General features: G+C 72.0%; 24 protein-coding genes. 22 read left to right on the forward strand and 2 right to left on the reverse strand.

From position 1 onward, the window contains the following. Window positions 1-12: 12 nt before the first annotated feature. The 4 genes from AB0D66_RS07370 (at window position 13) to nusB (ending at window position 3,053) form a co-directional block, all read left to right on the forward strand. Window positions 13-780 (forward strand): AAA family ATPase, encoded by a 768-nt coding sequence (locus AB0D66_RS07370; protein ID WP_362297992.1) that lies wholly within the window; start codon window positions 13-15, stop codon window positions 778-780. Between the two features lie 111 nt (window positions 781-891). Continuing rightward, entirely contained in the window at window positions 892-1,998 is a 1,107-nt protein-coding gene (locus AB0D66_RS07375) for an aminopeptidase P family protein (protein WP_362297995.1), read from the forward strand. Window positions 1,999-2,055: 57 nt separating this feature from the next. Further along, window positions 2,056-2,622 (forward strand): elongation factor P, encoded by a 567-nt coding sequence (efp, locus tag AB0D66_RS07380; protein ID WP_048477874.1) that lies wholly within the window; start codon window positions 2,056-2,058, stop codon window positions 2,620-2,622. 2 nt (window positions 2,623-2,624) lie between these two features. Beyond that, the gene (gene nusB / locus AB0D66_RS07385; RefSeq protein ID WP_362297999.1) at window positions 2,625-3,053 is read left to right on the forward strand and encodes a transcription antitermination factor NusB; all 429 of its coding nucleotides are present in this window, start codon (window positions 2,625-2,627) and stop codon (window positions 3,051-3,053) included. 179 nt (window positions 3,054-3,232) lie between these two features. Here nusB and bldD read toward each other — a convergent pair whose 3' ends face one another. Beyond that, window positions 3,233-3,733 (reverse strand): transcriptional regulator BldD, encoded by a 501-nt coding sequence (bldD, locus tag AB0D66_RS07390; RefSeq protein ID WP_007263032.1) that lies wholly within the window; start codon window positions 3,731-3,733, stop codon window positions 3,233-3,235. A 288-nt stretch (window positions 3,734-4,021) separates the two neighbouring features. Between bldD and pyrR the strand changes: the two genes are divergently transcribed. The 14 genes from pyrR (at window position 4,022) to AB0D66_RS07460 (ending at window position 20,564) form a co-directional block, all read left to right on the forward strand. Then, window positions 4,022-4,618, forward strand: a complete 597-nt coding sequence (gene pyrR / locus AB0D66_RS07395; RefSeq protein ID WP_362298004.1) for a bifunctional pyr operon transcriptional regulator/uracil phosphoribosyltransferase PyrR — start codon at window positions 4,022-4,024, stop codon at window positions 4,616-4,618. 95 nt (window positions 4,619-4,713) lie between these two features. Beyond that, window positions 4,714-5,703 (forward strand): aspartate carbamoyltransferase catalytic subunit, encoded by a 990-nt coding sequence (locus tag AB0D66_RS07400; protein ID WP_362298007.1) that lies wholly within the window; start codon window positions 4,714-4,716, stop codon window positions 5,701-5,703. A 2-nt stretch (window positions 5,704-5,705) separates the two neighbouring features. Further along, a complete protein-coding gene (locus tag AB0D66_RS07405) occupies window positions 5,706-6,992 on the forward strand; it encodes a dihydroorotase (RefSeq protein WP_362298010.1) in 1,287 nt (428 codons plus the stop codon). Further along, entirely contained in the window at window positions 6,989-7,579 is a 591-nt protein-coding gene (locus AB0D66_RS07410) for a hypothetical protein (RefSeq protein WP_362298013.1), read from the forward strand. Before AB0D66_RS07405 ends, AB0D66_RS07410 begins: the two co-directional genes overlap by 4 nt. Further along, complete coding sequence (carA, locus tag AB0D66_RS07415) at window positions 7,576-8,718, forward strand: glutamine-hydrolyzing carbamoyl-phosphate synthase small subunit (RefSeq protein WP_362298016.1); 1,143 nt, start codon at window positions 7,576-7,578, stop codon at window positions 8,716-8,718. Before AB0D66_RS07410 ends, carA begins: the two co-directional genes overlap by 4 nt. Then, window positions 8,711-12,019 (forward strand): carbamoyl-phosphate synthase large subunit, encoded by a 3,309-nt coding sequence (carB, locus tag AB0D66_RS07420; RefSeq protein WP_362298019.1) that lies wholly within the window; start codon window positions 8,711-8,713, stop codon window positions 12,017-12,019. Before carA ends, carB begins: the two co-directional genes overlap by 8 nt. Window positions 12,020-12,097: 78 nt before the next feature. Next, entirely contained in the window at window positions 12,098-13,207 is a 1,110-nt protein-coding gene (locus AB0D66_RS07425; RefSeq protein ID WP_362298022.1) for a quinone-dependent dihydroorotate dehydrogenase, read from the forward strand. After that, on the forward strand, window positions 13,204-14,046 hold the full coding sequence (gene pyrF / locus AB0D66_RS07430) for an orotidine-5'-phosphate decarboxylase (protein ID WP_362298025.1): 843 nt from the start codon (window positions 13,204-13,206) through the stop codon (window positions 14,044-14,046). The genes AB0D66_RS07425 and pyrF overlap by 4 nt, the downstream gene beginning before the upstream one ends. 302 nt (window positions 14,047-14,348) lie before the next feature. Next, window positions 14,349-14,672, forward strand: coding sequence for an integration host factor (locus AB0D66_RS07435; protein WP_008740406.1), 324 nt, complete (start codon window positions 14,349-14,351; stop codon window positions 14,670-14,672). A gap of 61 nt (window positions 14,673-14,733) precedes the next feature. After that, complete coding sequence (gmk, locus tag AB0D66_RS07440) at window positions 14,734-15,297, forward strand: guanylate kinase (RefSeq protein WP_362298028.1); 564 nt, start codon at window positions 14,734-14,736, stop codon at window positions 15,295-15,297. Between the two features lie 78 nt (window positions 15,298-15,375). Further along, window positions 15,376-15,648 carry a DNA-directed RNA polymerase subunit omega gene (gene rpoZ / locus AB0D66_RS07445; protein ID WP_004948662.1) on the forward strand — a complete coding sequence of 91 codons (273 nt, stop codon included), beginning with the start codon at window positions 15,376-15,378 and terminating at the stop codon, window positions 15,646-15,648. Between the two features lie 107 nt (window positions 15,649-15,755). Then, a complete protein-coding gene (gene coaBC, locus AB0D66_RS07450; RefSeq protein WP_362298030.1) occupies window positions 15,756-16,970 on the forward strand; it encodes a bifunctional phosphopantothenoylcysteine decarboxylase/phosphopantothenate--cysteine ligase CoaBC in 1,215 nt (404 codons plus the stop codon). A gap of 195 nt (window positions 16,971-17,165) precedes the next feature. Then, window positions 17,166-18,374 (forward strand): methionine adenosyltransferase, encoded by a 1,209-nt coding sequence (gene metK, locus AB0D66_RS07455; RefSeq protein ID WP_362298032.1) that lies wholly within the window; start codon window positions 17,166-17,168, stop codon window positions 18,372-18,374. Window positions 18,375-18,425: 51 nt separating this feature from the next. After that, on the forward strand, window positions 18,426-20,564 hold the full coding sequence (locus tag AB0D66_RS07460) for a primosomal protein N' (protein WP_362298035.1): 2,139 nt from the start codon (window positions 18,426-18,428) through the stop codon (window positions 20,562-20,564). Window positions 20,565-20,858: 294 nt separating this feature from the next. On the opposite strand, the gene AB0D66_RS07465 is transcribed toward AB0D66_RS07460, so the two are convergent. Then, a complete protein-coding gene (locus AB0D66_RS07465; protein ID WP_362298038.1) occupies window positions 20,859-21,377 on the reverse strand; it encodes a hypothetical protein in 519 nt (172 codons plus the stop codon). Between the two features lie 251 nt (window positions 21,378-21,628). Here AB0D66_RS07465 and fmt point away from each other — a divergent pair, with 251 nt between their 5' ends. From fmt to AB0D66_RS07485, 4 genes are all read left to right on the forward strand, one after another. Then, window positions 21,629-22,573, forward strand: a complete 945-nt coding sequence (gene fmt, locus AB0D66_RS07470) for a methionyl-tRNA formyltransferase (RefSeq protein WP_362298041.1) — start codon at window positions 21,629-21,631, stop codon at window positions 22,571-22,573. A gap of 110 nt (window positions 22,574-22,683) precedes the next feature. After that, window positions 22,684-24,156, forward strand: coding sequence for a transcription antitermination factor NusB (locus tag AB0D66_RS07475; RefSeq protein ID WP_362298044.1), 1,473 nt, complete (start codon window positions 22,684-22,686; stop codon window positions 24,154-24,156). Between the two features lie 150 nt (window positions 24,157-24,306). Further along, a complete protein-coding gene (gene rpe / locus AB0D66_RS07480; protein ID WP_362298047.1) occupies window positions 24,307-24,993 on the forward strand; it encodes a ribulose-phosphate 3-epimerase in 687 nt (228 codons plus the stop codon). A 105-nt stretch (window positions 24,994-25,098) separates the two neighbouring features. Beyond that, window positions 25,099-26,148, forward strand: a complete 1,050-nt coding sequence (locus AB0D66_RS07485; protein ID WP_362298050.1) for a sugar-binding domain-containing protein — start codon at window positions 25,099-25,101, stop codon at window positions 26,146-26,148. Window positions 26,149-26,174 lie beyond the last annotated feature (26 nt).

Consider the following 26,174-nt stretch of genomic DNA (forward strand, 5'->3'; position numbering starts at 1 on the left):
GAGTTGCACCGGATGCAGCAAGGAGTGGGGAGCGGGGGCGCGGGCTGGGGGCAGTCGGGGCAGCACCCGGCAGCGCCGCCGCAGCCGCCGATACCCCCTGCGCAGGGCTGGCCGGGGTCCCCGCCGCCGCCTCCGCAGGCGTCGCACCAGGCGCCCGCGGCCCAGCCGGCGGGGATACCGCCGGTGCCGGAGGCCACGGGCCACATACCGCTGCCGCCCGCGGTGGCGGGCACCGGAGCGGCCACGCTCGCGGTGCTGCTGATCGGCCCGGCCGGGGCGGGCAAGACCACCGTGGCCCGGCACTGGGCGAGCACCCGGCCCGTGGCCACCGCCCACATCAGCCTGGACGACGTCCGGGAGTGGGTCTGCTCGGGCTTCGCGGACCCCCAGGCGGGCTGGAACGAGCACTCCGAGGCGCAGTACCGCCTCGCCCGCCGCACCTGCGGGTTCGCCGCCCGCAACTACCTGGCGAACGGGATCTCCTGCATCCTCGACGACGCCGTCTTCCCGGACCGGCCCGTCGTGGGCCTCGGAGGCTGGAAGCGGCACGTGGGCCCCGCGCTGCTGCCGGTGGTGCTGCTGCCCGGGCTGGAGATCGTCCTGGAGCGCAACGCGGCCCGCTCCGGCAACCGCCGGCTCTCCGACGAGGAGGTCGCGCGCATCCACGGCCGCATGGCGGGCTGGTACGGATCCGGCCTGCCGATCATCGACAACTCCCACCTCGACGTCGAGGGCACGGCCAGGGCCCTCGACGAGGCCCTGGCGCGGGCGCTGGCCTGACGGTCCCGGAAGGCGCGGCCGCCGCCGTCGGGGCAGGCCCCCGGCGGCGGCGGCGCACGTCCGGACGCGCTCGCCAGGCCGGAGCCGCCCGGCGCTCGTACGCTCGAAGACATGTCAGACGTGTACGCCGCCCGACGAGGCACGCTTCGCGACCGCTGCGCCGCCGCGGGGAACGCCGCCGCACTGATCACGCGTCCGGCGAACGTCCGCTATCTCTCCGGGGCGTCCCCGCTCGGCGCCGTACTCCTCGTCGGGCCCACCGAGGACGTGATGTTCTGCGTCAACGCGCCCACCGGCGAGGCCGACGAGGGGCGCCTCGACGAACACCTCAAGGTGTCCCTGCTGGCGAGCCCCGGAGGGGACCCGGCCGTCGCGGCCGGCGACCTGGCGGCGGCCGTCCGCGCCGACTCGCTGGCGGTGGAGGAGCACCACCTCACCGTGGCCCGGCACCGGGCCCTGCGCTCCGTGGCGCCCAAGCTGCGCCTGTCCGACCTCGGCAACGCCGTGGAGCAGCAGCGCCTCGTCAAGGACGAGGAGGAGATCGCCTGCCTGCGGATCGCCGCCGAGATCGCCGACCAGGCCCTCGGGGAGCTGCTGGAGTCCATCCTCGTCGGACGCACCGAACGCCACCTCGCCCTGGAGCTGGAGCGGCGCCTGGTCGACCACGGGGCGGACGGGCCCGCCTTCCCGACCTCCGTCGGGACCGGCCCGCACTCCGGCCGCTCCCGGCACCGGCCCTCCGACCGGCGGGTGGAGGAGGGCGACTTCCTGACCGTCTGCCTCGGCGCCGGCTACCGCGGCTACCGCTGCGAGATCGGCCGCACCTTCGTGATCGGCACCACTCCCGCGGACTGGCAGATCCAGCTGTACGACCTGGTCTTCGCCGCCCAGCGGGCCGGGCGGGAGGCCCTCGTGCCGGGCGCCGCGTACCGGGACGTGGACCACGCCGCGCGCTCCGTACTGGACTCCGCGGGCCACGGTGAGGCCCTCGCGCCGTGGACCGGACACGGCGTCGGTCTCGAAATCGACGAGGACCCGCAGCTTGCACCTACGGCAATGGGTAAACTGGACGCTTGCGTGCCGGTCACCGTCGAACCGGGGGTTCACCTCCCGGGCCGGGGAGGTGTCCGGATCGATGACACGCTCGTCGTGCGCCCCGAGGCGGACGGCGGTCCCGAGCTACTCACCATTACGACCAAGGAGCTGCTCGCGCTCTAGCCCGTCGCCGGGCTGTGCGCGCACCCGTGGTCTTCCAGTGCAGGAGATTCCGCAACCGTGGCTTCCACGAACGACCTCAAGAACGGCATGGTGCTCAAGCTCGACGGTGGCCAGCTCTGGTCCGTCGTCGAGTTCCAGCACGTCAAGCCCGGCAAGGGCCCGGCCTTCGTGCGCACCAAGCTCAAGCACGTGCTCTCCGGCAAGGTCGTCGACAAGACCTTCAACGCCGGCACGAAGGTCGAGACCGCCACGATCGACCGGCGTGACATGCAGTTCTCGTACATGGACGGCGAGTACTTCGTCTTCATGGACATGCAGACCTACGACCAGCTGATGGTCGACAAGAAGGCTGTCGGCGACGCCGCCAACTTCCTGATCGAGGGCTTCACGGCCTCCGTCGCCCAGCACGAGGGCGAGGTGCTCTACGTCGAGCTCCCGGCCGCCGTCGAGCTGGTCATCGAGCACACCGACCCGGGCGTCCAGGGCGACCGCTCCACCGGTGGCACCAAGCCGGCGCGCCTGGAGACCGGTCACGAGATCCAGGTCCCGCTCTTCGTCACCACCGGAGAGAAGATCAAGGTCGACACCCGCACCAGCGACTACCTCGGCCGGGTGAACAGCTAACCGTGGCTGCCCGGAGCAACGCGCGCAAGCGCGCTTTCCAGATCCTGTTCGAGGCCGACCAGCGCGGGGTGCCCGTGCGCGAGGTCCTCGCGGACTGGATCCGCCACGCTCGGTCGGACGACCGGCAGCCGCCGGTCAGCGCCTTCACGATGGACCTCGTCGAGGGGTACGCCGACAAGGTGAACCGCATCGACGACCTGATCGTCACCTATGCCGTGGACTGGGAACTCGACCGCATGCCGGTCGTGGACCGGAACATCCTGCGGCTCGGTGCCTACGAGCTGATCTGGGTGGACGAGACCCCGGACGCCGTGGCGATCGACGAGGCCGTCCAGCTGGCCAAGGAGTTCTCGACGGACGACTCCCCGTCGTTCGTGAACGGGCTGCTGGCCCGCTTCAAGGAGTTGAAGCCGAACCTGCGCCGCCAGTAGTCTGCGGCGGATTCGGCTCAACGGAGGGGCCGCAGCGGACGCTGCGGCCCCTCCGTCGTGCGTGCGGCGGCCTCGGGCAGGTCCCGCGGCCGGGTGCGCCACGCGAAAACGGCGGGTGCCGGGAGCCTGCTGGGCTCCCGGCACCCGCCGGTAAACGTTTCTGCTGGGACTGGACGGGGCTAGATGTCCTCGTGCGCCACGGCGCGACGGGCATCGGCGTCCAGCACGCCCCAGCTGATCAGCTGCTCGGTCAGGACCGAGGGGGACTGGTCGTAGATGACGGCCAGGGTGCGCAGGTCGTCCTGGCGGATCGACAGCACCTTGCCGTTGTAGTCGCCGCGCTGGCTCTGGATCGTTGCCGCGTAGCGCTGGAGCGGACCGGCCTTCTCGGCGGGCACGCCCGCCAGGCGCTCCAGGTCGAGACGCAGCTTCGGCGGCGGCTCGGCCGCTCCGCCCGGAGTCGTGCCCGGCAGGAGCTCCTGCACCGGCACCCCGTAGAAGTCCGCCAGCTCGGCAAGGCGCTGGACGGTCACGGCGCGGTCCCCGCGCTCGTAGGAACCGACCACCACGGCCTTCCACCGGCCCTGGGACTTCTCCTCGACACCATGGAGGGAAAGGCCCTGCTGGGTGCGGATGGCACGGAGCTTGGCCCCGAGCTGTTTGGCGTATTCGCTGGACATAACGCTCCCGGACGCTGTGACGCTGTGACGGCTTGGACACTGCGACTACGTAACTACGTGCGGCTCCGCCGCGCGGCTGGTAACTCACTGTGAGGTTACGCAGCGTTACTTGGATGCGTCAAGCCGAATGGTCTCCACCGCCCCCTCGGGGGTGGTCCCCGAGGGGGTTCCGGGAGCCCTCCCGGGGAGGCCGGGTGCGGCCCGCCCGCGGCCTCCTGGTACCGTGGGACGCGTACATCAGACGTCCTTTAAGGTCCGTCCCGTGAGGCGGAGAAGGAGGTCCTTTTCATGGACGCTCAGAACGCGCAGGCCCAGCCCGACCAGATCGCCGATGCCGCGCGCCCCGTACTGGAGGCGCAGGACATCGCCCGGGTCCTGACCCGCATCGCCCACGAGATCGTCGAACGCGCCAAGGGCGCCGACGACGTGGTGCTCCTCGGCATTCCCACCCGCGGTGTGTACCTCGCCCGCCGGCTGGCCGCCAAGCTCGAAGAGATCACCGGCACGAAGATCCCGGTCGGCTCCCTCGACATCACCATGTACCGCGACGACCTGCGCATGAAGCCCGCCCGCGCGATCGGCCGCACCGAGATCCCCGGTGACGACATCGACGGCCGCCTCGTGGTCCTCGTCGACGACGTGCTCTTCTCCGGCCGCACCATCCGCGCCGCCCTCGACGCCCTCGGCGACCTCGGCCGCCCGCGCGCCGTGCAGCTGGCCGTCCTCGTCGACCGCGGCCACCGCGAGCTCCCCATCCGTGCCGACTACGTCGGCAAGAACCTCCCCACGTCGCTGCGGGAGACCGTCAAGGTCCAGCTCCAGGAGGAGGACGGCCGTGACGCCGTGCTGCTCGGCCAGCGGACCCCCCAGGCAGCCGGGCAGTAGCCCGTTCGAGTGAACCGGGCCCCCGCGGGGGGTCCGCGCCGAAGCCTGCCCTGCCCCGATCCCCGCCTGCCCTCCTGACCTACGGAGCCATCCAGATGAAGCGCCACCTCATCTCGGCCGCCGACCTCACGCGCGACGACGCCGTCCTGATCCTCGACACCGCCGAGGAGATGGCCCGTGTCGCGGACCGGCCGATCAAGAAGCTGCCCACCCTGCGCGGCCTGACGGTCGTCAACCTCTTCTTCGAGGACTCGACCCGCACCCGGATCTCCTTCGAGGCGGCCGCCAAGCGGCTCTCCGCCGACGTCATCAACTTCTCCGCCAAGGGCTCCTCGGTTTCCAAGGGCGAATCCCTGAAGGACACCGCCCTGACCCTCGAGGCGATGGGCGCCGACGCCGTCGTCATCCGCCACCACGCCTCCGGCGCCCCCTACCGGCTCGCGACCTCCGGGTGGATCGACTCCGCCGTGGTCAACGCCGGCGACGGTACCCACGAGCACCCCACCCAGGCCCTGCTGGACGCCTTCACCATGCGCCGCCGCCTGGTCGGCCGGGACGCAGGCCTCGGCAAGGACCTGAACGGGCGCCGCATCACCATCGTCGGCGACGTCCTGCACAGCCGGGTCGCCCGCTCCAACGTCCAGCTGCTCCACACCCTCGGCGCCGAGGTCACCGTGGTGGCCCCGCCGACGCTGGTGCCGATCGGCGTCGAGAGCTGGCCGTGCGAGGTCTCGTACAACCTGGACGAGGTGCTGCCGAAGTCCGATGCGGTGATGATGCTGCGTGTGCAGCGCGAACGCATGAACGCCGCCTTCTTCCCGACCGAGCGCGAGTACTCCCGCCGGTACGGGCTCGACGGCGACCGCATGGCGAGGATGCCCGAGCACGCCATCGTGATGCACCCCGGCCCGATGAACCGCGGCATGGAGATCACCGCCGCGGTCGCCGACTCGGACCGCTGCACGGCCGTCGAGCAGGTCGCCAACGGAGTGTCCACCCGGATGGCCGTCCTGTACCTGCTGCTCGGAGGCTCCGAGCCCGCCGTCACCACCACCCCCGCCGCGCGCACCGAGGAGACCAAGTAACCATGAGCAAGATCCTTATCCGTGGCGCGAAGGTACTCGGCGGCGAGGCGCAGGACGTCCTGATCGACGGCGAGACCATCGCCGAGGTCGGACAGGGCCTCTCGGCGGACGGCGCCCAGGTGATCGAGGCCGAGGGCCAGGTCCTCCTCCCCGGCCTCGTCGACCTGCACACCCACCTGCGCGAGCCCGGCCGCGAGGACTCCGAGACCGTCCTGACCGGCACCCGCGCCGCCGCCTCCGGCGGCTACACCGCCGTCTTCGCCATGGCGAACACCTTCCCGGTCGCCGACACCGCCGGCGTCGTCGAGCAGGTCTGGCGCCTGGGCAAGGAGTCCGGCTACTGCGACGTGCAGCCCATCGGCGCCGTCACCGTCGGCCTGGAGGGCAAGCAGCTCTCCGAGCTGGGCGCCATGCACGACTCCGCCGCCCGCGTGACCGTCTTCTCCGACGACGGCAAGTGCGTCGACGACGCCGTGATCATGCGCCGCGCCCTGGAGTACGTGAAGGCCTTCGGCGGCGTCGTCGCCCAGCACGCCCAGGAGCCGCGGCTGACCGAGGGCGCCCAGATGAACGAGGGCGTCGTCTCCGCCGAGCTGGGTCTGGGCGGCTGGCCGGCCGTCGCCGAGGAGTCGATCATCGCCCGCGACGTCCTGCTCGCCGAGCACGTCGGCTCCCGCGTGCACATCTGCCACCTCTCCACCGCCGGCTCCGTCGAGATCGTCCGCTGGGCCAAGTCCCGCGGCATCGACGTCACCGCCGAGGTCACCCCGCACCACCTGCTCCTCACCGACGAGCTCGTCCGCTCCTACAACGCGGTCTACAAGGTCAACCCGCCGCTGCGCACCGAGCGCGACGTCCTGGCCCTGCGCGAGGCGCTCGCCGACGGCACGATCGACATCGTCGCCACCGACCACGCCCCGCACCCGCACGAGGACAAGGACTGCGAGTGGGCCGCCGCCGCCATGGGCATGGTGGGCCTGGAGACCGCGCTCTCCGTCGTCCAGCAGACGATGGTGGAGACCGGACTGCTCGACTGGGCGGGTGTCGCCGAGCGGATGTCCTTCGCCCCGGCGCGCATCGGCAGCCTGGAGAACCACGGCCGTCCCGTCTCGGCAGGTGAACCCGCGAACCTGACCTTGGTCGATACCTCGTACCGTGGTGTCGTGGACCCCGCACACTTCGCCTCCCGCAGCCGCAACACGCCTTACGAGGGCCGTGAGCTGCCGGGGCGCGTCACTCACACCTTCCTGCGGGGCCGGGCAACGGTCGTGGACGGGAAACTGGCGTGACACCTGCAGTAATCCAACTGGCCGCCGAGGCCTCGGTGCGACAGTCGGCGGAGGTGACCAGTGTCGGCGCCCGCATCGCGTGGGTGATCGGCCTGGCCGTCTTCATCGCGTTCGTGTACTGGCTGATGCGGCAGGGCTGGAAATGGCGCGGCGCTCTGCAGAACGATCTGCCGGAGCTGCCCGCCGCCCCCGACGGCCTCCCCGCGCACCGGCTGGCCCTGACCGGCCGGTACCACGGGTCCACCACCGCCGGGCAGTGGCTCGACCGGATCGTCGCCCACGGGCTGGGGCTGCGCAGCCGGGTCGAGCTCACGCTCACCGACGCGGGCCTCGACGTGGTCCGTCCGGGGGCCAACGACTTCTTCGTACCGGCCGCGCAGCTGCGCGGCGCCCGCCTCGACAAGGGAATCGCGGGCAAGGTACTCACCGAGGGCGGTCTGCTCGTCGTCACCTGGGCGCACGGTGACAAGCTGATCGACTCCGGATTCCGCTCCGACCGCGCGGCCGAGCACGCCGCCTGGGTCGAGGCGATCAACCGCATGAACTCATCCGACTCAACCATCACGACGGAAGGCGCCGAACGATGACGACCTCCACCAGGGGAGCAGCCAAAACTCCCGCCGTACTTGTCCTGGAGGACGGTCGGATCTTCCGCGGCCGCGCCTACGGCGCCCACGGGGAGACCTTCGGCGAGGCCGTGTTCTCCACCGGCATGACCGGCTACCAGGAGACCCTCACCGACCCGTCGTACCACCGCCAGGTCGTCGTGATGACCGCCCCGCACGTGGGCAACACCGGCGTCAACGACGAGGACCCCGAGTCCTCCCGCATCTGGGTGGCCGGCTACGTCGTACGCGACCCCGCCCGCGTCCCCTCCAACTGGCGCTCCCAGCGGTCGCTGGACGAGGAGCTCGTCGCGCAGGGCGTCGTCGGCATCTGCGGCGTCGACACCCGCGCCCTGACCCGCCACCTGCGCGAGCGCGGCGCCATGCGCGTCGGCATCTTCTCCGGCAACGCGATCGCCGAGGACGGGACGCTGCTCGCCAAGGTCCGCCAGGCCCCCGAGATGAGCGGCGCCGACCTCTCCGCCGAGGTCGCCACCAAGGAGGCGTACGTCGTCCCCGCCATCGGCGAGAAGAAGTTCACCGTGGCCGCCGTCGACCTCGGCATCAAGGGCATGACCCCGCACCGGATGGCCCAGCGCGGCATCGAGGTGCACGTGCTGCCCGCCACCGCGACCGTCGAGGACGTGTACGCGGTCAACCCGGACGGCGTGTTCTTCTCCAACGGCCCGGGCGACCCGGCCACCGCCGACGGCCCCGTCGCCGTCATGCGGGGCGTCCTGGAGCGCAGGACGCCGCTCTTCGGCATCTGCTTCGGCAACCAGATCCTGGGCCGCGCCCTCGGCTTCGGCACCTACAAGCTGAAGTACGGCCACCGCGGCATCAACCAGCCGGTGCAGGACCGCACCACCGGCAAGGTCGAGGTCACCGCGCACAACCACGGCTTCGCCGTCGACGCGCCCCTCGACAAGGTCTCCGAGACCCCCTACGGCCGCGCCGAGGTCTCCCACGTATGCCTGAACGACCAGGTCGTCGAAGGCCTCCAGCTGCTCGACCAGCCGGCCTTCAGCGTCCAGTACCACCCCGAGGCGGCTGCCGGCCCGCACGACGCCGCGTACCTCTTCGACCGTTTCGTCACCCTGATGGAGGCCGATCGTGCCTAAGCGCTCCGATATCCAGTCCGTCCTGGTCATCGGCTCCGGCCCGATCGTCATCGGCCAGGCCGCCGAGTTCGACTACTCCGGCACCCAGGCCTGCCGCGTCCTCAAGGCCGAGGGCCTGCGGGTCATCCTGGTGAACTCCAACCCGGCGACGATCATGACCGACCCGGAGATCGCCGACGCCACGTACGTCGAGCCGATCACCCCCGAGTTCGTCGAGAAGATCATCGCCAAGGAGCGCCCCGACGCGCTGCTCCCCACCCTCGGCGGCCAGACCGCGCTCAACACCGCGATCTCCATGCACGAGCAGGGTGTGCTGGAGAAGTACGGCGTCGAGCTCATCGGCGCCAACGTCGAGGCCATCAACAAGGGCGAGGACCGCGACCTCTTCAAGGGCGTCGTCGAGGCCGTCAAGGCCAAGATCGGCTACGGCGAGTCCGCCCGCTCGGTCATCTGCCACTCCATGGACGACGTCATCCAGGGCGTCGAGACCCTCGGCGGCTACCCCGTCGTCGTGCGCCCCTCCTTCACCATGGGCGGCGCCGGCTCCGGCTTCGCCCACAACGAGGAGGAGCTGCGCCGCATCGCCGGCCAGGGCCTCACGCTCTCCCCGACCACCGAGGTGCTCCTGGAGGAGTCCATCCTCGGCTGGAAGGAGTACGAGCTCGAGCTGATGCGCGACACCAAGGACAACGTGGTCGTCGTCTGCTCCATCGAGAACTTCGACCCGATGGGCGTCCACACCGGTGACTCGATCACCGTGGCCCCGGCGATGACCCTCACCGACCGCGAGTACCAGCGGCTGCGCGACATCGGCATCGCGATCATCCGCGAGGTCGGCGTCGACACCGGCGGCTGCAACATCCAGTTCGCGATCGACCCGGTCGACGGACGCGTCATCGTCATCGAGATGAACCCGCGCGTCTCGCGCTCCTCGGCGCTCGCCTCGAAGGCGACCGGCTTCCCGATCGCCAAGATCGCCGCCAAGCTGGCCATCGGCTACACGCTCGACGAGGTCCCCAACGACATCACCGAGAAGACCCCGGCCTCCTTCGAGCCGACCCTCGACTACGTCGTGGTCAAGGCCCCGCGCTTCGCCTTCGAGAAGTTCCCGCTCGCCGACGCCACCCTCACCACCACCATGAAGTCGGTGGGCGAGGCCATGGCCATCGGCCGCAACTTCACCGAGGCGCTCCAGAAGGCCCTGCGCTCCCTGGAGAAGAAGGGCTCGCAGTTCACCTTCGTCGGCGAGCCCGGCGACAAGGCCGAGCTGCTCGCCACCGCGGTCCGCCCCACCGACGGCCGCATCAACACCGTCATGCAGGCCATCCGCGCCGGCGCCACCCAGGAGGAGGTCTTCGAGTCCACGAAGATCGACCCCTGGTTCGTCGACCAGCTCTTCCTCATCAAGGAGATCGCGGACGAGCTGGCCGCCGCCGACAAGCTGCACCCCGAGCTGCTCGAAGAGGCCAAGCGCCACGGCTTCTCCGACGCCCAGATCGCCGAGATCCGCGGCCTGCGCGAGGACGTCGTCCGCGAGGTCCGGCACGCGCTCGGCGTCCGCCCGGTCTACAAGACGGTCGACACCTGCGCCGCCGAGTTCGCCGCCAAGACCCCGTACTTCTACTCGTCCTACGACGAGGAGTCCGAGGTCGCCCCGCGCGAGAAGCCCGCGGTCATCATCCTGGGCTCCGGTCCCAACCGCATCGGCCAGGGCATCGAGTTCGACTACTCCTGCGTCCACGCCTCCTTCGCGCTCAGCGACGCCGGCTACGAGACCGTGATGGTCAACTGCAACCCGGAGACCGTCTCCACCGACTACGACACCTCCGACCGCCTGTACTTCGAGCCGCTGACGCTCGAGGACGTGCTGGAGATCGTCCACGCCGAGTCGCTGGCCGGCCCCATCGCCGGCGTCATCGTCCAGCTCGGCGGCCAGACCCCGCTCGGCCTGGCGCAGGCGCTCAAGGACAACGGCGTGCCCGTCGTCGGCACCTCGCCCGAGGCCATCCACGCCGCCGAGGACCGCGGCGCCTTCGGCCAGGTCCTCGCCGACGCCGGACTGCCCGCCCCCAAGCACGGCACCGCCACCACCTTCACGGGTGCGAAGGCCATCGCCGACGAGATCGGCTACCCGGTCCTGGTCCGCCCCTCCTACGTGCTCGGCGGCCGCGGCATGGAGATCGTCTACGACGAGACCCGGCTGGAGGCGTACATCGCCGAGTCCACCGAGATCTCCCCGACCCGCCCCGTGCTGGTCGACCGCTTCCTCGACGACGCCATCGAGATCGACGTCGACGCCCTCTACGACGGCACCGAGCTCTACCTCGGCGGCGTCATGGAGCACATCGAGGAAGCCGGCATCCACTCCGGAGACTCGGCCTGCGCGCTGCCCCCGATCACCCTCGGCGGCTTCGACATCAAGCGTCTGCGCGCCTCCACCGAGGCCATCGCCAAGGGCGTCGGCGTACGCGGCCTGATCAACATCCAGTTCGCGATGGCGGGCGACATCCTCTACGTCCTCGAGGCCAACCCGCGCGCCTCCCGGACCGTCCCCTTCACCTCGAAGGCGACCGCCGTCCCGCTCGCCAAGGCCGCCGCCCGCATCTCGCTCGGCACCACCATCGCCGAGCTGCGCGCCGAGGGCATGTTGCCGAAGACCGGCGACGGCGGCACCCTGCCGATCGACGCGCCGATCTCCGTCAAGGAAGCCGTGATGCCGTGGTCGCGCTTCCGCGACATCCACGGCCGCGGCGTGGACACGGTCCTCGGCCCGGAGATGCGCTCCACCGGCGAGGTCATGGGCATCGACGCCGTCTTCGGCACCGCCTACGCCAAGTCGCAGGCCGGCGCCTACGGCCCGCTGCCCACCAAGGGCCGCGCGTTCATCTCCGTCGCCAACCGCGACAAGCGCTCGATGATCTTCCCGGCGCGCGAGCTCGTCGCCCACGGCTTCGAGCTGATGGCCACCTCCGGCACCGCCGAGGTGCTGCGCCGCAACGGCATCAACGCCACCGTGGTGCGCAAGCTCAGCGAGGGCGAGGGCCCGAACGGCGAGAAGACCATCGTCCAGCTGATCCACGACGGACAGGTCGACCTGATCGTCAACACCCCGTACGGCACCGGCGGCCGCCTCGACGGCTACGAGATCCGCACGGCGGCCGTGGCGCGCAGCGTCCCGTGCCTGACCACGGTCCAGGCCCTCGCCGCGGCCGTCCAGGGCATCGAGGCACTGGGCCACGACGACGTGGGCGTCCGCTCCCTCCAGGAGCACGCGGAGCACCTGACCGCCGCCCGCGACTAGCAGCCCGTACGAAAGGGGGGCACCGGCACAGCGACCGGTGTCCCCCCTTTCATGAGCGCACAAGGGATATTTCGGACGATGTACAAACTGTTCTTCCACCTCGTCTTCAAGCGCATGGACCCGGAGCAGGCCCACTACCTGGCCTTCCGCTGGATCCGCCTGGCCGCCCGCGTGCCCGTGCTGCGCACCTTCGTCGCGGCCTGGCTCGCCCCGCGCTTCAAGGAGCTGCGCACCGAGGCCCTCGGCCTGCGGATGCACGGCCCCTTCGGCCTGGCGGCCGGCTTCGACAAGAACGCCGTCGCCATCGACGGCATGTCGATGCTCGGCTTCGACCACATCGAGATCGGCACCGTCACCGCCGAGGCGCAGCCGGGCAACCCGAAGAAGCGGCTGTTCCGGCTGGTGCCGGACCGCGCGCTGATCAACCGGATGGGCTTCAACAACGAGGGCTCGGCAGCCGTCGCCGCGCGCCTGGCCGCCCGCACTCCCGTCTTCAGGACGGTCGTGGGCGTCAACATCGGCAAGACCAAGGTCGTGCCCGAGGACGAGGCGGTGGCGGACTACGTCGCCTCGACCGAGCGCCTCGCCCGGCACGCCGACTACCTCGTCGTGAACGTCTCCTCGCCGAACACCCCGGGACTGCGCAACCTGCAGGCCACCGAGTCGCTGCGCCCGCTGCTGTCGGCCGTGCGCGAGGCCGCGGACCGGGTCGTGACCGACCGCCGGGTCCCGCTGCTGGTCAAGATCGCCCCGGACCTCGCGGACGAGGACGTCGACGCGGTCGCCGACCTGGCCCTGGAGCTCGGCCTCGACGGCATCATCGCGACGAACACCACCATCGCCCGCGAGGGCCTCGGGCTGACCTCGCCGCCCGGGCTGGTCAAGGAGACCGGCGGCCTGTCCGGCGCCCCGGTCAAGGAGCGCTCGCTGGAGGTCCTGCGCCGCCTGTACGCCCGTGTGGGGGACCGGCTGGTCCTCGTCGGCGTCGGGGGCATCGAGAGCGCCGAGGACGCCTGGCAGCGGATCCTGGCCGGCGCGACGCTGATCCAGGGCTACAGCGCCTTCATCTACGAGGGCCCGTTCTACGCCCGCGCCATCCACAAGGGCCTGGCGGCGCGCCTGGCCAACAGCCCGTACGCGTCGCTCGCCGAAGCGGTGGGCGCCGAGACCCGAAAGGCCGCGAAGTGAGCACTGTGACCCCGTTCGGCACCCGCCTGCGCGAGGCGATGGACTCCCGCGGCCCGCTGTGCGTGGGCATCGACCCGCACGCGGCGCTGCTGGCCCAGTGGGGCCTGGACGACGACGTGGCGGGCCTGGAGCGGTTCTCCCGCACGGTCGTCGAGGCGCTGGCGGACACGGTGGCGGTCTTCAAACCGCAGGCCGCCTTCTTCGAGCGGTTCGGCTCGCGGGGCGTCGCGGTCCTGGAGCGGGCCGTCGCGGACGCCCGCGCCGCGGGCGCCCTGGTCGTGATGGACGCCAAGCGCGGAGACATCGGCTCGACCATGGCCGCGTACGCCTCGGCCTTCCTGGACCCCGCCTCGCCGCTCTTCTCCGACGCCCTGACGGTCTCCCCGTACCTGGGCTACGGCTCGCTGGAGCCCGCGGTGGCGCTGGCGCGGGAGTCGGGGGCGGGCCTGTTCGTGCTGGCGCTGACCTCGAACCCGGAGGGCGCGGAGGTCCAGCGGGCGGTCCGCGCGGACGGCCGGTCGGTCGGGGCGACGATGCTGGCGCACCTGGCGGCCGAGAACGCGGGCGCCGAGCCGATGGGCTCCTTCGGGGCCGTGGTCGGCGCGACGCTGGGCGACCTGTCCTCCTTCGACCTGGACATCAACGGGCCGCTGCTGGCGCCGGGGATCGGCGCGCAGGGGGCGACGGCGGCGGATCTGCCGCGCGTGTTCGGCAAGGCCGTGCGCAACGTCGTGCCGAACGTGTCGCGGGGCGTGCTGAAGCACGGGCCGGACGTCGCGGCGCTGCGGGCCAGTGCGGGCGCCTTCGCGGAGGAGATCCGCGCCGCCGTGGCCGCGTAAATGAGTGACGTGCGTCACTGACGTCGCCGCGCGGACCAGGAACTCCGGAAGCTTTGACGAAATTCGAACGGCTTTCACCGGACAAAACAGGGGTATTTTGTCCGTGATGTACGGTTCAGTGGAGGCTGACCAGGACTTTTCGTCCGTTCTCGCTGACTGGAGCGGCCATGGCCGCTAGTCTCCGAGCAGAGTGAACGCGCAGCGAACGAGCAATACCGCTGTTCGGGACCTCGCCAGGTGTGGTGCCCTTGGGTTCCCCACCGGTCCGTATCCGACAGTTCGACATCCGAGGTGACGTAGGCGTGGCTCTTCCGCCCCTTACCCCTGAACAGCGCGCAGCCGCGCTCGAAAAGGCCGCCGCGGCTCGCCGGGAGCGGGCCGAGGTGAAGAATCGACTCAAGCACTCCGGCGCCTCCCTCCAGGAGGTCATCAAGACGGGCCAGGAGAACGACGTCATCGGCAAGATGAAGGTCTCCGCCCTGCTGGAGTCCCTGCCTGGCGTGGGCAAGGTGCGCGCCAAGCAGATCATGGAGCGCCTCGGCATCTCCGAATCCCGGCGTGTCCGAGGTCTCGGCTCCAACCAGATCGCCTCTCTGGAGCGTGAGTTCGGCACTCCTGCCGGCTGACGCGTCGCCCGGAGTCCTTCCGGCGTTCTCAGGCAGTCTCTGGAACCTGGATAATCGCTCTATGGCAGCAGAGGTTCGTCCGCGGCTGACCGTGCTCTCCGGCCCTTCGGGGGTCGGCAAGAGCACGGTCGTCGCGCATATGCGCAAGGTCCACCCCGAGGTCTGGCTCTCGGTGTCGGCCACCACCCGCAAGCCGCGGCCCGGTGAGCGACACGGAGTCCAGTACTTCTTCGTCAACGACGACGAGTTCGACAAGCTGATCGCCAACGGCGAGCTGCTGGAGTGGGCCGAGTTCGCGGGCAACCGCTACGGCACACCGCGCGGCGCGGTGCTGGAACGCCTGGACAACGGCGAGCCGGTACTGCTGGAGATCGACCTCCAGGGCGCACGGCTCGTCCGCGAGTCGATGCCCGACGCCCAGCTCGTCTTCCTGGCTCCGCCGAGCTGGGACGAGCTGGTCCGCCGGCTCACCGGCCGGGGCACGGAATCGGCCGAGGTCATCGAGCGCAGGCTCGGCGCGGCCAAGATCGAACTCGCTGCCGAATCCGAGTTCGACACCACCCTTGTCAACACCTCCGTCGAGGACGTAGCACGTGAGCTGCTAGCCTTGATGAACGTTGTCTGATCGTCGATCGCCGTTTTCGAGTCGATCGGTCACCACCTGATCGGCAACGATCTTTTTCCCATCTTCGGAAGGTAGAGCGTGTCCTCTTCCATTACTGCGCCCGAGGGCATCATCAACCCGCCGATCGACGAGCTGCTCGAGGCCACGGACTCGAAGTACAGCCTCGTGATCTACGCGGCCAAGCGCGCGCGTCAGATCAACGCGTACTACTCGCAGCTCGGTGAGGGCCTGCTCGAGTACGTCGGCCCGCTGGTGGACACCCACGTCCACGAGAAGCCGCTTTCGATCGCGCTGCGCGAGATCAACGCGGGTCTGCTGACCTCCGAGGCCATCGAGGCCCCGGCTCAGTAAGGCACCGAGCATTCCTTCGCCACAGGCCCGGCAGACCTTCTGCCGGGCCTGTGGTGTGTCATGGGTACTGTCGAGCTTGTTCGAGCTTGTCGAAGGGATGTGTACGGATGGCTAAGCCCAAGGTCGTGCTGGGGGTGAGCGGTGGAATCGCCGCCTACAAGGCGTGCGAGCTGCTGCGTCGGCTGACCGAGTCCGGGCACGAGGTCCGGGTGGTGCCCACGGCGGCCTCCCTGAACTTCGTCGGCGAGGCCACCTGGGCCGCGCTCTCCGGGTACCCCGCCTCCACGGAGGTGTGGGAGACCGTCCACGAGGTGCCGCACGTGCGCATCGGGCAGAGCGCCGACCTCGTCGTGGTCGCCCCGGCCACCGCCGACATGCTGGCCAAGGCCGCCCACGGGCTCGCCGACGACCTGCTCACCAACACCCTGCTCACCGCCCGCTGCCCGGTGGTCTTCGCGCCCGCGATGCACACCGAGATGTGGGAGCACCCGGCCACCCAGGAGAACGTCGCCACCCTGCGGCGCCGCGGGGCCGTGGTCATCGAGCCCGCCGTGGGCCGGCTGACCGGCAAGGACACCGGCAAGGGCCGGCTGCCCGACCCCGAGGAGGTCTTCGAGGTGTGCCGCAGCGTCCTGGCCCGCGGAGCGGCCGGTCCGGACCTCGCCGGACGGCACGTGGTGGTCAGCGCGGGCGGTACCCGGGAGCCCCTGGACCCCGTCCGCTTCCTCGGCAACCGCTCCTCCGGCAAGCAGGGGTACGCCCTCGCCCGCACCGCCGTCGCGCGCGGAGCCCGGGTCACCCTCGTGGCGGCCAACACCGCGCTCGCCGACCCGGCCGGGGTGGACGTCGTACGCGTGGGGACGGCCCTGCAGCTGCGGGAGGCGGTCCTCAAGGCGGCGGCGGACGCCGACGCCGTGGTGATGGCCGCGGCCGTCGCGGACTTCCGGCCCGCCCAGTACGCGGGCGGGAAGATCAAGAAGAAGGACGGTCAGGAGCCCGCGCCGGTCGCCCTCGTGCGCAACCCCGACGTCCTCGCCGAGCTCTCGGCCGACCGGGCCCGGGAGGGCCAGGTCGTCGTGGGATTCGCCGCCGAGACCGACGACGTCCTCGCCAACGGGCGCGCCAAGCTCCGGCGCAAGGGCTGCGACCTCCTCGTCGTGAACGAAGTGGGCGAGACCAAGACCTTTGGTTCGGAGGATAACGAGGCTGTGATCCTGGACTCGGACGGTTCCGAACTCCCCGTTCCCTATGGTCCGAAGGAAGCCCTCGCGGAACGGGTATGGGACCAGGTGGGGGCGCGCCTGTCGGCGCGACGCGCCTGACCCGCTTCCCTTCTCCTCGCCACCTCCGTGCGCCAGAATGGAGTGCCGCAGGTCACACGCCTCCCATAAGGCGAGACGGGTGGACCGGCGAACGGTGGCAACCGATAAACTGCAGTCGGAACGTGATCAGGCGCAGCCTCTGGTGTGGTTCCAACAAATGATCAGCCAGCAGCCGCTGCAACCCCAGGGAGCGTTGTGTCCCGTCGTCTGTTCACCTCGGAGTCCGTCACCGAGGGCCACCCTGACAAGATCGCTGACCAGATCAGCGACACGATCCTCGACGCCCTCCTCACCGAGGACCCCACCTCGCGTGTCGCCGTGGAGACCCTCATCACCACGGGTCTCGTGCACATCGCGGGAGAGGTGACGACGAAGGCCTACGCGCCGATCGCGCAGCTCGTCCGCGACAAGATCCTCGAGATCGGCTACGACTCCTCGAAGAAGGGCTTCGACGGCGCCTCCTGCGGCGTCTCGGTGTCCATCGGCGCGCAGTCCCCGGACATCGCACAGGGTGTCGACACGGCCTACGAGAAGCGGGTCGAGGGCGACGAGGACGAGCTCGACAAGCAGGGCGCCGGCGACCAGGGCCTGATGTTCGGCTACGCCTGCGACGAGACCCCCGAGCTGATGCCGCTGCCGATCCACCTGGCGCACCGGCTCTCCCGCCGGCTGTCCGAGGTCCGCAAGAACGGGACCATCCCGTACCTGCGCCCCGACGGCAAGACCCAGGTCACCATCGAGTACGACGGCGACAAGGCCGTCCGCCTCGACACCGTGGTCGTCTCCTCGCAGCACGCCTCGGACATCGACCTGGACTCGCTGCTCGCTCCCGACATCCGCGAGTTCGTCGTCGAGCACGTGCTGGCCCAGCTCATCGAGGACGGCATCAAGCTGGACACCGAGGGCTACCGCCTGCTGGTCAACCCGACCGGCCGCTTCGAGATCGGCGGCCCGATGGGCGACGCCGGCCTGACCGGCCGCAAGATCATCATCGACACGTACGGCGGCATGGCCCGCCACGGCGGCGGCGCCTTCTCGGGCAAGGACCCGTCGAAGGTGGACCGCTCCGCCGCGTACGCGATGCGCTGGGTCGCGAAGAACGTGGTCGCCGCCGGCCTCGCCTCGCGCTGCGAGGTCCAGGTCGCCTACGCGATCGGCAAGGCCGAGCCCGTCGGCCTGTTCGTCGAGACCTTCGGCACCGCCAAGGTGGAGACGCAGAAGATCGAGGAGGCCATCGCCGAGGTCTTCGACCTCCGCCCGGCCGCGATCATCCGCGACCTCGACCTGCTGCGCCCGATCTACGCCCAGACCGCCGCCTACGGCCACTTCGGCCGCGAGCTGCCGGACTTCACCTGGGAGCGCACCGACCGCGTGGACGCGCTGCGCGCGGCCGCCGGCCTGTAGACACCACGCTCGAGCCGAACGGCCCCGGACCCTTGGTCCGGGGCCGTTCGCATGCCCGGAGTGTCAGTGGTCTTTGGTAAGAATGCTGATGTGAGCAGCGCGAACGATTCCCCGCCGGAGCAGCTGGCGCTGATCCGGGAGATGGTCGCCGAGGCGAAGGCCAAGGCGCCCAAGGCGAAGCCACGCACCTGGCGCGGCGCCGCCCTTGCCGAGGAACTCCCTGTCGCCCGCATCCTCGTGAACAAGGGCGTGCTCCACCTCGACCAGCTCTGGGACTACGCGGTCCCCGCCGAGCTCTCGGAGGCCGCGCAGCCCGGTGTCCGCGTCCGGGTCCGCTTCGGAGCCGGCTCCCACCAGGTGCACGGCGGCCGCCGCGAGGGCGGCGGCCTCATCGACGGCTTCATCGTCGAGCGGCGCGCCGAGTCCGACTACAACGGGGCGCTGGCCGCCCTCGCGCACGTGGTCTCGCCCGAGGTGGTGCTCAGCCCGCGCATGCTGGCCCTGGCCCGGGCCGTCGCCGACCGGTACGCGGGCAGCCTGGCCGACGTGCTCCAGCTCGCCCTGCCCCCGCGCAACGCCCGGGCCGAGGCCAAGCCCTCACCGGAGCCGCTGCCCGCGCCCGCCGCCCCCGAGCCCGCCGGCTGGCAGCGGTACGGCTCGGGGCCCGCCTTCCTGCGGGCCCTGGCCACCGGCGCCGCTCCGCGCGCCGTCTGGACCGCCCTGCCCGGCCCGGGCTGGGCCGACGAGCTGGCCCGCGCCATGGCCGCCACCCTCGCCTCCGGGCGCGGAGCCCTCGCCGTGGTGCCCGACGGGCGCACCGCCGCCCGGGTGGACGCCGCCCTCACCGCCCTGCTCGGCGAGGGGCGGCACGCGCTGCTGACCGCCGAGTCCGGGCCGGAGAAGCGCTACCGGCAGTGGCTGGCCGTGAGCCGGGGCTCGGTGCGGGCCGTCGTCGGCACCCGCGCGGCGATGTTCGCCCCCGTACGGGACCTCGGGCTGGTCGCCGTCTGGGACGACGGGGACTCCAGCCACAGCGACGACAACGCCCCCTTCCCGCACGTCCGCGAGGTCCTGGAACTGCGCGCGGTCAACGACGGCTGCGGGTTCCTGGCCGGCAGCACGAGCTGCACCGTGGAGGCCGCCCAGCTCGTCGAGTCCGGCTGGGCGCGGCCGCTGGTCGCCGACCGGGAGACGGTGCGGCAGTGCGCCCCCCGGATCCGGACGGTGGGCGACGAGCTGCTGGCCCGCGACGGGGCGGCCCGGGCCGCGCGCCTGCCGAGCCTGGCGTGGGAGACCGTACGGGAGGGGCTCAGGACCGGGCCCGTGCTGGTCCAGGTGCCGCGCCGCGGCTATGTGCCCCGGCTGGCGTGCGAGCGGTGCCGTACCCCGGCCCGCTGCACGGCGTGCGCCGGGCCGTTGGAGGCTCCCGACGCGCGGGACCTGCAATGCGGCTGGTGCGGGCGGCCGGAGCCGTCCTGGCACTGCGAGGAGTGCGGGTCCTTCCGGCTGCGGGCCCAGGTGGTCGGCGCGCGGCGGACGGCCGAGGAACTCGGGCGGGCCTTCCCGGCCGTGCCGGTCCGGACCTCCGGGCGCGACCACGTCCTGGACGAGGTGCCGGACCGGCCGGCGCTGGTGGTGAGCACCCCCGGGGCGGAGCCGGTCGCGGCGGGCGCCGGGTACGCGGCGGCGCTGCTGCTCGACGGCTGGGCCATGCTGACCCGGCCCGACCTGCGGGCCGGGGAGGACGCGCTGCGGCGCTGGATCGCGGCCGCCTCCCTGGTACGGGGGGAGGGGCAGGTCGTCGTGGTCGCGGAGCCGACGCTGCGGCCGGTGCAGGCGCTGGTGCGGTGGGACCCGGTGGGGCATGCCGTACGGGAGCTCGCGGAGCGGGCCCAGCTCGGGTTCCCGCCGGTGTCCCGGATGGCGGCGGTGGCCGGCCGGGGCGAGGCGGTGGAGGCCTTCCTGGCCGGGGCCGGGCTGCCGGCGGACGCGGAGATCCTGGGGCCGGTGCCGTTGCCGGGGCGGCGGGGCGAGGCTTCGCCGGGGGAGCGGGCGCTGGTGCGGGTGCCGCCGGGGAGCGGGGCGGCGCTGGCGGCGGCCCTGAAGGCGGCGCAGGCGGCGCGGATGGCGCGGGGGGTTCCCGTGGGGGATGCGGTGCGGGTGCGGATCGATCCGCCGGACATCGGCTGACGCGTGGGGGTGGGGCCGCTGCGCGGGGCTTTCCCCGCCCCGCCCCTTCCCGAAACCGGGGGCTCCGCCCCCGGGCCCCCGTCCCGGGGCTCCGCCCCAGGCCCCGGCGGGGGCTCCGCCCCCGGACCCCCGCGCCTCAAACGCCGGCGGGGCTGGATCTTGGGCCTCGAACGTCGGGGGGCTGGATCCTGGGCCTCGAACGTCGGGGGGCTGGGTTTCAGGTTTCGGACGTCGGTGGGGCTGGAGAGCCCCCGCCGGCGTTCGGGGGCGCGGGTGCGGAGCGGGGTGTCGGCGTCAGCCGTTGCGGGGGCCCGGGAAGGCCGGGGAGCGGGGGGCCGTTACGGTCTGGGGCTCCTCGCGCAGGGGCTGCGGCGGGACCGAGCGGGCCGCCGGGATCGTCGGCAGCGGGCCCATGGTCCGGGTGGTCGTCCCCTCCGCCGGCGGCTCGGCCGCCTCGGCGGCCTGCGCGCGCCGCGCGCCGTAACGCCGGTGCACGGCCTGCTTGGTGACACCCAGCGCCGAGCCGACCGCGTCCCACGAGAAGCCGAGTGAGCGGTCGAAGTCCACGGCCGCGGTGACCAGCGTCTCGACGCTGTCGCGCAGCTCCTGGGCCAGGCGGACGGTGGGCGCGGGCGCCCGGCCGTAGACGACGAAACCCGTGGAGGGACCGGAGCGGCGCGGGCGGTACACATTGCCGAGCTGGGCGGTGAGCGTACGCAGGGCATCCACCTGCCGGCGAACCCGTTCGATGTCCCGCACCAGCAGGTGCAGGCTGGCCCGGGCTTGGGCGTCGTGGGTGGCGTGGTCGGCCATGAAGAAGCCTCTCGAACCGGTGCTAAGGGCGGATCGGGCCGCAGAAACCGTTCGCGAACGCGGCCCGTTTTGGTCAATCTCTCTTGACCAACGCGCCACCTGGCGCGCAGGTCACGCTCTGGGGGCGTGTCGGCATATGCGAGAGGCGCGTGTGTGTGCGTACGCCCCCTGTCGGCCACCGGTGGGGCGGCCGGCCCGCGCCCCATAGACTGGTGCGCTGCTGACAGCCGAGATAGCGAGGTAGGACCCCAGTGAAGCTCGTCTTCGCAGGCACCCCCGAGGTCGCCGTGCCCGCCCTGGACGCCCTCATCGCCTCCGGGCGGCACGAGGTCGCGGCCGTCGTCACCCGGCCCGACGCACCCGCCGGCCGCGGCCGCAGGCTCGTCGCCAGCCCCGTCGCCGAGCGCGCCGAGGAGGCGGGCATCGAGGTCCTCAAGCCCGCCCGGCCGCGCGACCCCGAGTTCCAGGCCCGGCTGCGCGAGATCGACCCGGACTGCTGCCCGGTCGTCGCCTACGGGGCGCTGATCCCCAAGAGCGCCATCGAGATCCCCCGGCACGGGTGGGTCAACCTGCACTTCTCGCTGCTGCCCGCCTGGCGCGGTGCCGCGCCCGTACAGCACTCGATCATGGCCGGGGACCAGCTCACCGGTGCCTCCACCTTCCAGATCGAGGAAGGCCTGGACTCCGGCCCGGTCTACGGGATCCTCACCGAGGAGATCCGCCCGACCGACACCAGCGGGGACCTGCTCACCCGGCTGGCCTTCGCCGGCGCCGGCCTGCTGGCCGCCACCATGGACGGCATCGAGGACGGCACCCTGCGCGCCGTCGGGCAGCCCGCCGACGGGGTCTCCCTCGCGCCCAAGATCACCGTGGAGGACGCCCGGATCGACTGGACCGCGCCGGCCCTGCGCGCCGACCGCGTCGTACGCGGCTGTACGCCGGCGCCGGGCGCGTGGACCGTCTTCCGCGGGGAGCGCCTCAAGCTGATCTCGGTGGGCCTCGTGCCGGACCGTACCGACCTCGCGCCGGGTGCGCTGGCCCCGGCCAAGAACAACGTCCACGTCGGCACCGGCTCGCACGCCGTGGAGCTCCTGTGGGTCCAGCCCCAGGGGAAGAAGCCGATGCGCGGCGCCGACTGGGCCCGCGGGGTGCGGATCGCTCCCGGCGAGCGCCTCGGCGGCACGGACGTAGGCTGAATCCACCGGTCCGACCCCTCCACCCGGGTCGTTCCAGGGCCGCCGGCACCACCAACACCTTCTGTACCTCCAGTACCCCCAGTACCTCGTAAATCCGGAGCACCTTTCACGTGAGCGAACAGCCCCGTCGCCGTCCCGCCGCAGGCGCGGGCGGCAAGCCGAACAAGTCGGCCAAGCCCTACCGGCGGCCCCAGAAGGACCCCGTCCGGATGCTGGCCTTCGAGGTGCTGCGGGCGGTGGACGAGCGCGACGCCTACGCCAACCTCGTGCTGCCGCCGCTGCTGCGCAAGGCCCGCCAGGACGAGAGCTTCCAGGCCCGGGACGCGGCACTGGCCACCGAGCTGGTCTACGGGACGCTGCGCCGGCAGGGCACCTACGACGCGGTGATCAAGGCCTGCATCGACCGCCCGCTGCGGGAGGTCGACCCGCCCGTCCTGGACGTGCTCTCGCTCGGCGCGCACCAGCTGCTGGGCACCCGCATCCCCACCCACGCCGCCGTCTCCGCCAGCGTGGAGCTGGCACGGGTGGTGCTCGGCGACGGGCGGGCGAAGTTCGTGAACGCCGTGCTGCGCAAGATCGCCGCGCACGACCTGGACGGCTGGCTGGAGCGGGTCGCGCCGCCGTACGAGGAGGACGCCGAGGAGCACCTCGCGGTCTACCACTCGCACCCGCGGTGGGTCGTCAGCGCCCTGTGGGACGCGCTGGGCGGCGGGCGCGCCGGCATCGAGGACCTGCTGGAGGCCGACAACGAGCGGCCCGAGGTCACCCTGGTGGCGCGGCCGGGGCGGTCCACTCCGGAGGAGCTGCTGGAGGCGGTGGGCGAGGAGTCGGCGCTGCCGGGCCGCTGGTCCCCGTACGCGGTCCGGATGTCCGAGGGCGGCGAGCCGGGCGCGCTGGAGGCCGTGCGCGACGGGAGCGCCGGCGTGCAGGACGAGGGCAGCCAGCTCGTCGCGATGGCGCTGGCGGCGGTACCGGTCGAGGGCCGGGACGAGCGCTGGCTGGACGGCTGTGCGGGACCCGGCGGCAAGGCCGCGCTGCTGGCGGCGCTGGCGGCGCAGCGCGGGGCGTTCCTGCTGGCCTCCGAGAAGCAGCCGCACCGGGCGCGCCTGGTGGAGCGGGCGCTGGCGGGCAACCCCGGCCCGTACCAGGTCATCGCGGCGGACGGCACCCGGCCGCCGTGGCGGCCCGGCTCCTTCGACCGCGTGCTCGTGGACGTCCCGTGCTCCGGCCTGGGCGCGCTGCGCCGCCGTCCGGAGGCGCGCTGGCGCCGCCGCCCGGAGGACCTGGAGGGTTTCGCTCCGCTCCAGCGGGGTCTGCTGCGGGAGGCGCTGGCGGCGGTGCGCGTGGGCGGCGTCGTGGGCTACGCGACGTGCTCGCCGCACCTGGCGGAGACGCGGGTGGTCGTGGACGACGTCCTGAAGGGCCGTGGCGCGGGCGCGAGTCCGGTGTCGGCCGAACTGGTCGACGCCAGGCCGTTCATGGCGGGTGTCCCGGGCCTGGGCGACGGTCCGGACGTCCAGCTGTGGCCCCACCTGCACGGAACGGACGCGATGTACCTGGCGCTGCTGAGGCGTACGGCCTGAGGAGGATGCGGATCTCGTGGACAGAACCGCGCCGGAGTCGATCTCGCAGGACGAGTGAAACGTTCTCCATGATCACTTAAGTTGCGCTACAGGTCCGTCGAGTTCCGGGGTCATGGCCGGAACCGTGCGGAGGCATGGCACGCTTGGGGCATGGCCGCTCAGATTTCCCCCAGCATCCTGTCCGCAGACTTCGCCCGACTCGCCGACGAGGCGAGGGCGGTCGACGGCGCCGACTGGCTGCACGTCGACGTCATGGACAACCACTTCGTCCCCAACCTCACCCTCGGGGTGCCGGTCGTGGAGTCCCTGAGCCGGGCCACGGACATCCCGCTGGACCTCCACCTGATGATCGAGAACCCGGACCGCTGGGCCCCGGAGTACGTGGAGGCCGGCGCCGGTTCGGTCACCTTCCACGCCGAGGCGGCGGCCGCGCCGGTGCGGCTCGCGCGCGAGATCCGGGCGAAGGGGGCGCGGGCGTCCATGGCGCTCAAGCCGGCGACCCCGATCGAGCAGTACGAGGACCTCCTCCCCGAGCTCGACATGCTGCTGATCATGACGGTGGAGCCGGGCTTCGGGGGCCAGCCCTTTCTGGACATCATGCTGCCCAAGATCCGACGTACCCGGGAGCTGATCGCCAAGCACGGCCTGGAGCTGTGGCTGCAGGTGGACGGCGGGGTCTCGGCCTCGACCATCGAACGCTGCGCCGAGGCCGGCGCGGACGTCTTCGTCGCCGGCAGCGCGGTCTACGGCGCCGTCGACCCGTCCGCGGCCGTACGCACGCTGCGTGAGCAGGCGGACGCGGCGATCGCCGTGGCGCCGTGGGCGTGCGACCACTGAACCAAGCGTGGGTGAACAGCTCGATGAACGGGAGCTGTCCAGGCTGATCAACGGCCGTCGGATCTGACAGGATGAACGGCGAGTCGAGAGTGTGAACACGAGAGTGTGAACAGCAGTGAGGAGAACGCGGTGTCTGCAATGTCGGCGGGACGGTCAGCCCTGCGGATGGGACCCGCGGAGCTGGTGCAGGCGGCGGCCATGGCACGCCGTTTCTACCTCGAGGGCAAGTCCAAGATCCAGATCGCCGAGGAGTTCGGCGTGAGCCGCTTCAAGGTGGCCCGGGTCCTGGAGACCGCCCTCGAACGCGACCTCGTACGGATCGAGATCCGGGTGCCGGCCGAACTGGACGCGGAGCGCTCGGACGCGCTGCGCGCCCGGTACGGGCTCCGGCACGCCGTCGTCGTGGAGTCGCCCGCCGACGCCACCGAGGACGCGCCGGATCCGGAGAACCTGGGCGCGGTCGCCGCCGATCTGCTGGGCGAGCTGGTCAACGAGGGCGACGTACTGGGCCTGGCGTGGGGCCGGTCGACCATTCACATGGCCGCCTCCCTGCACCGGCTGCCGCCCTGCACCGTCGTACAGCTGACCGGTGTGTACGACGCGGGGACCGCCGAGCGGGGGTCCGTGGAGGCCGTGCGGCGGGCCGCCCAGGTGTCGGGCGGGGACGCCCACCCGATCTACGCGCCGATGCTGCTGCCCGACCCGGCGACCGCGGCCGCGCTGCGCAACCAGACGGGGATCGCGCGCGCCTTCGAGTACTTCGACAAGGTGACCGTCGCGGCCGTCTCCATCGGGTCCTGGGAGCCGGGCATCTCCACCGTCCACGACATGCTGACGGACGAGGAGCGGGCGCACTACGCCTCGCTGGGCGTGGCGGCCGAGATGTCCGCGCACCTGTTCGACTCCGAGGGGCGGCGTGTCGGCCGGGACCTCGGCGAGCGGTGCATCACCGTCGAGGCCGACCGGCTGCGGCGGATCCCCGAGGTCGTGGCGATCGCGGGAGGGCTGCGCAAGGCCTCCGCGATCGGAGCGGTGCTCCGGTCGGGCCTGGTGACCAGCCTGGTCACGGACACCGCGGTGGCCGACTACCTGCTGACCGAGTCGGCCCCCGGGCTGCGCCCGGCGCTCGAGCGGGCGGATCCGGACGACCTGTAGGCCCTGCCGGTGCGGATGGTGCCGGA

It is taken from the genome of Streptomyces sp. NPDC048270 (assembly GCF_040652335.1).
In the GTDB taxonomy this organism is placed as follows: domain Bacteria; phylum Actinomycetota; class Actinomycetes; order Streptomycetales; family Streptomycetaceae; genus Streptomyces.

Bases quoted from the DNA above. Each gene is read 5' to 3' on its own strand.
- AB0D66_RS07370 (WP_362297992.1), top strand. From the start codon at position 13: ATGCAGCAAGGAGTGGGGAGCGGGGGCGCGGGCTGGGGGCAGTCGGGG.
- AB0D66_RS07375 (WP_362297995.1), top strand. From the start codon at position 892: ATGTCAGACGTGTACGCCGCCCGACGAGGCACGCTTCGCGACCGCTGC.
- bldD (WP_007263032.1), bottom strand. From the start codon at position 3,733: ATGTCCAGCGAATACGCCAAACAGCTCGGGGCCAAGCTCCGTGCCATC.
- pyrR (WP_362298004.1), top strand. From the start codon at position 4,022: ATGGACGCTCAGAACGCGCAGGCCCAGCCCGACCAGATCGCCGATGCC.
- AB0D66_RS07400 (WP_362298007.1), top strand. From the start codon at position 4,714: ATGAAGCGCCACCTCATCTCGGCCGCCGACCTCACGCGCGACGACGCC.
- AB0D66_RS07405 (WP_362298010.1), top strand. From the start codon at position 5,706: ATGAGCAAGATCCTTATCCGTGGCGCGAAGGTACTCGGCGGCGAGGCG.
- carA (WP_362298016.1), top strand. From the start codon at position 7,576: ATGACGACCTCCACCAGGGGAGCAGCCAAAACTCCCGCCGTACTTGTC.
- AB0D66_RS07425 (WP_362298022.1), top strand. From the start codon at position 12,098: ATGTACAAACTGTTCTTCCACCTCGTCTTCAAGCGCATGGACCCGGAG.
- gmk (WP_362298028.1), top strand. From the start codon at position 14,734: ATGGCAGCAGAGGTTCGTCCGCGGCTGACCGTGCTCTCCGGCCCTTCG.
- coaBC (WP_362298030.1), top strand. From the start codon at position 15,756: ATGGCTAAGCCCAAGGTCGTGCTGGGGGTGAGCGGTGGAATCGCCGCC.
- AB0D66_RS07460 (WP_362298035.1), top strand. From the start codon at position 18,426: ATGCCCGGAGTGTCAGTGGTCTTTGGTAAGAATGCTGATGTGAGCAGC.
- AB0D66_RS07465 (WP_362298038.1), bottom strand. From the start codon at position 21,377: ATGGCCGACCACGCCACCCACGACGCCCAAGCCCGGGCCAGCCTGCAC.
- rpe (WP_362298047.1), top strand. From the start codon at position 24,307: ATGGCCGCTCAGATTTCCCCCAGCATCCTGTCCGCAGACTTCGCCCGA.